Below are 6,762 nucleotides of genomic sequence, written 5' to 3'. Positions count from 1 at the left end.
CCCTTATATATCCTTTTCGTCCTTTCCCTCGTTGTTTGTGGGGGGGGGCGCCCCCCCCCCCCCCCCCCCCCCCCCCCCACCAAACTGTTTCTGCGAACCGGCTCCTCGGCTCTCACCGCGCCGTCGTCAGCATCGGGATGCCGCGCCTCGGAAGATGAATGACCGCCAAACCGACAAACCTCCCGGTCAGAGCACTAGCTTGTACCTCTCCGATAGCAGTGGACTGAGAACGGGAGCGGGGCTGAGGCCGGTGTCGGCCTCAGCCCCGCTGAAGTTCGCCCTGCCCCCTCTCAGGGGCGGGGCGCGGGGGTGCGGTTGTTAGGCGGCATCGCGAACGATGGACAGCTTCGGCCTCGCCGTCGGGCCGGCGGCTACCGCCCCGTGTGTGTCGGCGTGGTCCTTCAGGAGGTGGCTGTACGTTCGCCGAAGCTCCTCGACGGCCGGGGGTGTGTCGATCGTCGTGCGTCGCGGGACGTACGCCGATCGCCGCGCCGCCTATTCGGTGAATGCGGTGAAGGACAGCGCCTTGTCGAATCGACCGGCGGCGAGGTCGTCGTGGCGGATCAGGAAACGCGCGTGGTAGACCTCGTCCCCCGGCTCGAACTGGGCAAGCGGCACCCACTCGCGCATCACCCGAAGAGCCTCCCCCTCCAGGCGCAGATGCCAGTCGTCCGGCGGGATGACGAGTTCGCCGGCCTTTTCGCGTGCCTCAAGGATGTTCTCCGCCATCCTGGTCTCCGGAGTGGTGTACATGTTGTCGGTGGCAAGCTCGCCGATGCCCATGGAGTACCCGCCGAGAGAGACGGCGGCGCCGTTGCTTTCTGGCCAGAGCTCTCCGACCAGAGCGCGGAGTTCCTTTAAATGTGCCAGGTTGCGAGCCAGGTGCTCCTCGTTGTCGGACCGCGAAGCCTCATCGTCGTCCTCGAACCAGCTGGGCAGTTCCGCGTTGACCGTGGCGAAGAGGTCGTACTCCCGGCCGACGAAGTCGAGCGTCATGTTGCAGAACATGTCCTCGTCGTGGTCGGGCTCCTCCGCTGTTGCGGTGTCGGTGCCGTCCGGTACGTACACAACCCGCGCGAACTTCTGCTCGTCGGCGACGGAATAGGTGTCGTGGGCCCACTCGTGGTGCAAGAAGAGGAGCAGCGAGCCGTCCGCCGGCAAGGCGAGGCCGTCGACTCTGGGAAGCGCCGCACAGTCGAAGGAGGCGACGAACGGCAGTGGCCCGTGCTCGGAGGACGGCCACTCCATGCCCACCGGCAGCCGGGGTAACCCGCCGCTACGCCCGACCGGAACGCCGTTGGGGTGCTCACTTGTCCAGATCGCGAATCGCAGGAACTCGGCGAACTTGCTGACCTCATCCTCCGGGATGCCCCGTTCGATCGCCGCGCGATGGAATTGCTGGTGATAGCCCATGGCTGGGCATGGTACTTACCCGCAGGTGGCATATACCGCCAGCCCGCACAGGCTCGGCCACTCACCAATACGGTCAGAGCACCAGACACTGCGCCTGCTGTGAGGTGGCCGGGGACGTTGTCGCTGGAGGCAAGGCTCCAGCCTTCCCCGGGGATCTGAACAATGTCGTCCTCCGCCGGTGCTTGTTCGAAGAGGATGGGGCCGATCTGGATGGTCCTGTAGTACACGCGCGGGCGGACATCAACAGCGTTGATCAGAGTGGGCACTTGCTCTCCTCACCATCGAGCGAGCAGGGCCCGTCAGGTTAGCCCCGACTTGAACTCAAAGCGCCCTCAACTCGCCTCGCAACGACCACAAACGGGCACTCGCCCCTGGCTTCACGCACGTACCGCCGGAAGATCACCGTCCAGGAACTCCGTTCGATCCACACGTTCCAAGCTCCTTTGGGAGGGGCGAGCGTACCCAGGTGCGTTCCGCTCTGCCCCGGTCCCGGCGGTCAGCGGTAGTAGGGCTCGACCGCGGCCCGTACCTCGTCGAGCAGCGCGGGGCCGTCCTGCGGCACGGGCGGTCGGCCGCTGCCCGGCCTGATGTCCAGGAGCTGTTCGTTGGACAGGGCGAACACCACTCGCCGCAGCCCTGCCCATTGGATGACGGACTCGCACATCCCGCACGGCTGGCAGCTGGTGTACATCGTGGTGCCTGCCGCCGTCTGCGCGTCGAGCTCTCTTGCGGCCCACCTCGCCAGTTTGAGTTCCGGGTGTGCGGTGACGTCGTTGTCGGTGAGGGTGGTGTTGTACTCCTCGGCAAGGATCGTCCCGTCCGGTCCTGCCAACAGAGATCCAAAGGGCGGGTTGCCGCTCGCGCGTGCCTTGGCCGCGAGCGAGATGGCCTGCCGGAGGAGGGTGTGGTCGTCGGGTGTTGTCATGACTGCTCCATCGTGGTGCGGGGTGGGGTGTTGGGCGGGAGAAGGTGCGCGGCCACGGTGGCGAGGGCCTGCCAGGCCGCCTGCGGGTGACACGTCGCGCGGGGGTCGCCCGGGTAGGTGTCGAGGACGACGGACTTGGCGCCCAGCAGCCGCAGTTGGTCGAGATCGTCCATGATCTGGTCGATGGTGCCCTCACCGGCGAGCCGTCCCGCTCCGTCGACCGGTTCCTTGGTGAGTCGCAGGGCGATGCGGGGAGCCAGGGCGGGCACGGGCAAGTGCTGCTCGTCCGCGTACGTCTCCAGCCTGGTCGCGGCTTCGCGCAGCCACGGCACGGTGGGGCGCAGCGGATGCCATGCGTCTCCGAGTCGTACGGCCCGGCGCAGTCCCGCGTCGCTGTTTCCGCCGACCCACACCGGGATCCGGCGCTCTCCGTAGGACGCGGTGTCCTTCCAGGCGGCCCGGATGTCCCGCAGGTGGTCGTCGGTCAGCTGTCCGCGCTGTGAGAACGGGATGTCGAGGGCGGCGAACTCCTGCCGTGCCCAGCCCACTCCCACGCCGAGGACCAGCCGGCCGCCGCTCAGCTCATTCAGATTGGCCGTCATCCGGGCGGTGAGCAGCGGGTGCCGGTAGGGAGCGATGAGGACCGTCGTGCCGAGCTGGATACGGGTGGTGAGGCCGGCCAGCCAGGACAAGGTGGTGAAGGGCTCGTAGAAGGGGGCCGGATAGCGCTCGGCGACATCCGGCGTGATGGCTATGTGGTCCGAGATCATCAGTAGGTCGAAGCCCAGGCCCTCTACGGTCTGGGCCCAGCTGCGCAGCACTCCGGGGTCGGTGCCCGGGCCGAAATTGGGGACGTTCACTCCGATCTTCATAGGGCCCAACCCTAGGCAGGGCGTATGGGTCGTCAGAAGGGATTCCCGCCTGTTCAGAGGCGGGTCGGCCGTGGATCCGCCGGTAGAATGGGCGCATGACCGAGAGTCTCGACGCGACGGACTGGGCGATCCTGGCAGAAGTCCAACGGGACGGCCGGATCCCGTTCACCGAGCTGGCGCGGCGGGTGAACCTGAGTGCGTCGGCGACCAAGGAGCGAGTGCGCCGGCTCGAGGAGGCCGGGGTGATCACGGGTTACCGGGCGGAGGTGAACCCGGAGCGGACCGGTTACCCGGTGATGGCGGTGGTCCGGCTCAAGTATCCGGGGCCGGGAACCCGGCACGAGCCGCTGCGCCGGCTGCTGGAGGAGCGCTCGGAGATCCTGGAGTGCCTTCGCACCACGGGAGACGACTGCTACGTCATGAAGGTGGCGGCCACGTCGATGGCCCACCTGGAGGAGATCGTCGACGAGTTGGCCGAGTTCGGGAGCACCACCACCAACCTCGTCCTCAGCCGGACGCTTCCGTTGCGCGGCACGGGTGTGCCTCGGGGGAACACCGTCAGGTAGGCGCTGACGTTGCGCGGACGCCACTCCATCGCCGGGGCCCGGCCTGGCGTCCAGCAGCGGCGACCATCAACTGCCCGTCTTCCGCTGTCACATGGAGATGGGCCCGAGGGCGGCGGCGGTCTGGGCCAGTGCGTGGAGGGTGGGGCTGTCGTCGGTGGATCGCCACGTGAGGGCGTAGTGGATGGTGGGGGCGTCGTGAACGGGGAGGAAGACGATGCCGGGGGGACTGTTGTAGCGGGCGGCGATCTCGCCCAGCGGGTGGACGCACTGTCCGGAGGCGACCAGGGAGAGAACCTCGTGGAACGTACGCGCGGCGGGCCCGCGCGGGATGCGGCGGCCGAGCGGCGTACGCGTGGGGACCATGGCCGCGATCCAGTACTCGGGGGCGGCGGGGCCGAAGTCGACGACATGGTTGTCGCCGAGGTCTTCCAGGGACGCGCTGCCGCGATCGGCCAGCGGATGGTCTGCCGCCACGGCGAGCACGCGGCCTCCGGTCAGCACGGTCGGGCCGACCGTGAGGTCCGGTTCGGCCACCGGAAGCCAGAGCACGTGCGCGTCGTGCTCTCCGGTGCGCAGCGCGGTGAACGGGTCGCTGCCGTTGATCTCGCCGAACTGGACATCGCTGCCGGGGTGGCGGGAGCGGAAGGCCTCGATGAGGGGGCGCAGTTCGTGGCCGGCATGGCCGAACACACCCAGGCGCAGAGTCTGCCTCGTCCCCGAGCCGGCCGCTTCGGCGCGGGCGAGCCCTTCCCGGAGAAGGTCGACGGCTTGCTGGAGGTCCTCGCGCAGACGCCGGCCGACCGGGGTCAGGGTGACGCGCCGGCTGGTGCGGTCGAACAGGACGACGCCGAGGCGCCGTTCCTGCTTGGCGATGGCCTGACTGACGCGTGCCTGGGACACATGAAGCCGCTCCGCGGTGCGTCCGAAGTGCAGCTCCTCGGCCAAGGTCAGGAAGATCTCGATGTCACGCAGCTCCATGCATAACCCCCACCCATGCATAACCGCCACATTATGAATAGCCCAAGAAACCTTACATTGTTCCGCTGTTCGCCCGCGCCGATGCTGGATCCATCACCACCGGACAGGCGGCACCCGCCTGACGCACACATGGATGGGGAGGGAAACCGATGGGCGACATGCGGGCCATCGTCGATCGCGTCGAGATAGAGGCGCTGCGGGCCGAGCTCACGGACGCGGTGATGATGCGTGACTTCGAGCGCGCCGTCTCGCTGTTCACGCCCGAGGGCGCCATGCGCTGGCCGCACATCGACAAGGAGTTCGTCGGCCGCGAGGAGATCCGCGCGGGGATCGAGTGGGGCCAGTCGCTCTGGGAGTTCTTCGTGCAGAACGTCCACCCGGGCGTCATCCGGCTGGACGGCGACACTGCGGCCGGCCGGGCGTACATCCAGGAGTTCGGACGGATGCGCGACGGCAGCTCGCACCTGAACTACGCCCTGTACCAGGACCGTTACGAGCGAACCGGCGACGGCTGGAAGTTCAGCGAACGCATCTACGAGGTCCGGTACCTGGACTCCACCCCGCTCCGAGGCTCGGCGCCGCAGCGCCTCGGCCTCAGCTGATCCGTCCCGCACGCCGTCACGGTGTGCGAAGTCGACATCTTGCGCGCCAAGTCGACATCTTGCGTGCGCGAATTCCTGAAACGCGAATTCCTATACAGCGGAGGAAAGAAACCATGGCTGAGAACACCGAAGTCGTCGTGATCGGCGGCGGATACGCCGGGGTCATGGCGGCCAACCGGCTGACACAGCGCGACGACGTGACCGTGACGCTGATCAACGCCCGCCCGGACTTCGTCGAGCGGATCCGACTGCACCAGCTGGCGGGCGGAACGCACAAGGCCGTCAACGACTACCGGAAGGTCCTGGGCGAGCGCGTCCGACTGGTGGTCGACACCGTGACCCGGATCGACGCGACGGGGCGCCGGGTGGAGCTGGCGAGCGGCGACACGGCCGGCTACGACTACCTGATCTACGCGGTGGGCAGCGGCAGCGCCGATCCGGGCGTACCCGGAGCCGCCGAGTTCGCCCACCCGATCGCCACGTTCGAGGAGGCGCAGCGCCTGCGGTCGGTCCTCGACGCCGCTCCCGCCACGGCCCCTGTAACGGTGGTCGGAGGCGGTCCGACCGGCATCGAGACCGCCGCCGAACTCGCGGAGGCGGGCCGCACCGTGACCCTGGTCTGCGGCGGGCTGCTCGGCCCCTACCTGCACCCGAACGGCCGCCGCTCGCTCGCCAAGCGGCTGGCCGGCCTCGGGGTGACGGTGTCGCAGGGCCCCGGCACGAAGGTCACGGAGGTGACCGGCGACAGCGTGCGGCTCGGCGACGGCCGTGAGCTGTCGAGCGAGGTCACCATCTGGACCGCCGGGTTCGGCGTGCCGGAGCTGGCCGCCCGCAGCGGGCTCAGCACCGACACTCTGGGCCGCCTGCTCACCGACGAGACTCTGACGAGCATCGACGACGAGCGGATCGTCGCCGCCGGTGACTCGGCGGCGCCGTCGGACATGCCGTTCCGGATGAGCTGCCAGGCCGCCGGCCCGCTGGGCGCACACGCCGCCGACACGGTGCTCAGCCGCATCACGAGCAAGCGGCCCGCACCGATCGACCTGGGGTTCGCCGGCCAGTGCATCAGCCTGGGGCGCCGTGCGGGCATGTTCCAGTTCGCCCACAAGGACGACACCGCCAAGCGGCTCCACCTCGGCGGCCGAACAGGCGCGAAGGTGAAGGAACTCGTGTGCAAGCTCACCGTCAAGCAGCTGGTGAACGAGGCGCGCAAGCCCGGCTCCCACACCTGGGCCAAGGGCGAGCAGGGCCGCCGACTGCTGCGGGCCCAGCGCCGCGAGACGGCGGCCACCGCCGAGCAGTCCGCCTGAACCGCGCACCGGCAGCCGACGTGGGTGACTCCGTTGGCTGGTAGGTGTATCGGTACGACCTGGAGTGTGCCTGGCACTTCGGCGCTCGACTGATGT

General features: G+C 68.6%; 7 protein-coding genes. 3 read left to right on the top strand and 4 right to left on the bottom strand.

What is annotated here, in order from left to right:
* Window positions 1-495: 495 nt before the first annotated feature.
* From ABT147_RS44540 to ABT147_RS44530, 3 genes are all read right to left on the bottom strand, one after another.
* A complete protein-coding gene (locus ABT147_RS44540; protein ID WP_351417671.1) occupies window positions 496-1,413 on the bottom strand; it encodes a DUF1963 domain-containing protein in 918 nt (305 codons plus the stop codon).
* A 496-nt stretch (window positions 1,414-1,909) separates the two neighbouring features.
* The gene (locus tag ABT147_RS44535; RefSeq protein ID WP_351417669.1) at window positions 1,910-2,338 is read right to left on the bottom strand and encodes a nucleoside deaminase; all 429 of its coding nucleotides are present in this window, start codon (window positions 2,336-2,338) and stop codon (window positions 1,910-1,912) included.
* Complete coding sequence (locus ABT147_RS44530; RefSeq protein WP_351417667.1) at window positions 2,335-3,210, bottom strand: TIGR03619 family F420-dependent LLM class oxidoreductase; 876 nt, start codon at window positions 3,208-3,210, stop codon at window positions 2,335-2,337. Before ABT147_RS44530 ends, ABT147_RS44535 begins: the two co-directional genes overlap by 4 nt.
* Window positions 3,211-3,305: 95 nt before the next feature.
* Between ABT147_RS44530 and ABT147_RS44525 the strand changes: the two genes are divergently transcribed.
* Window positions 3,306-3,776: an Lrp/AsnC family transcriptional regulator gene (locus tag ABT147_RS44525; protein WP_351417665.1), complete on the top strand. Its 471-nt coding sequence runs from the start codon at window positions 3,306-3,308 to the stop codon at window positions 3,774-3,776.
* An 87-nt stretch (window positions 3,777-3,863) separates the two neighbouring features.
* Here the strand turns inward: ABT147_RS44525 and ABT147_RS44520 are convergent, their stop codons facing one another.
* Window positions 3,864-4,754 (bottom strand): LysR family transcriptional regulator, encoded by an 891-nt coding sequence (locus ABT147_RS44520; RefSeq protein WP_351417663.1) that lies wholly within the window; start codon window positions 4,752-4,754, stop codon window positions 3,864-3,866.
* Between the two features lie 149 nt (window positions 4,755-4,903).
* Here ABT147_RS44520 and ABT147_RS44515 point away from each other — a divergent pair, with 149 nt between their 5' ends.
* Together ABT147_RS44515 and ABT147_RS44510 are read left to right on the top strand one after the other, a co-directional pair.
* Window positions 4,904-5,356, top strand: coding sequence for a nuclear transport factor 2 family protein (locus tag ABT147_RS44515; RefSeq protein WP_351417661.1), 453 nt, complete (start codon window positions 4,904-4,906; stop codon window positions 5,354-5,356).
* Between the two features lie 113 nt (window positions 5,357-5,469).
* Window positions 5,470-6,666: an NAD(P)/FAD-dependent oxidoreductase gene (locus ABT147_RS44510; protein WP_351417659.1), complete on the top strand. Its 1,197-nt coding sequence runs from the start codon at window positions 5,470-5,472 to the stop codon at window positions 6,664-6,666.
* Window positions 6,667-6,762: the final 96 nt, after the last annotated feature.

Source organism: Streptomyces sp. NPDC001868 (genome assembly GCF_040297125.1).
Classification (GTDB): domain Bacteria; phylum Actinomycetota; class Actinomycetes; order Streptomycetales; family Streptomycetaceae; genus Streptomyces.
This window is presented reverse-complemented; position numbering and strand designations above follow the sequence as displayed.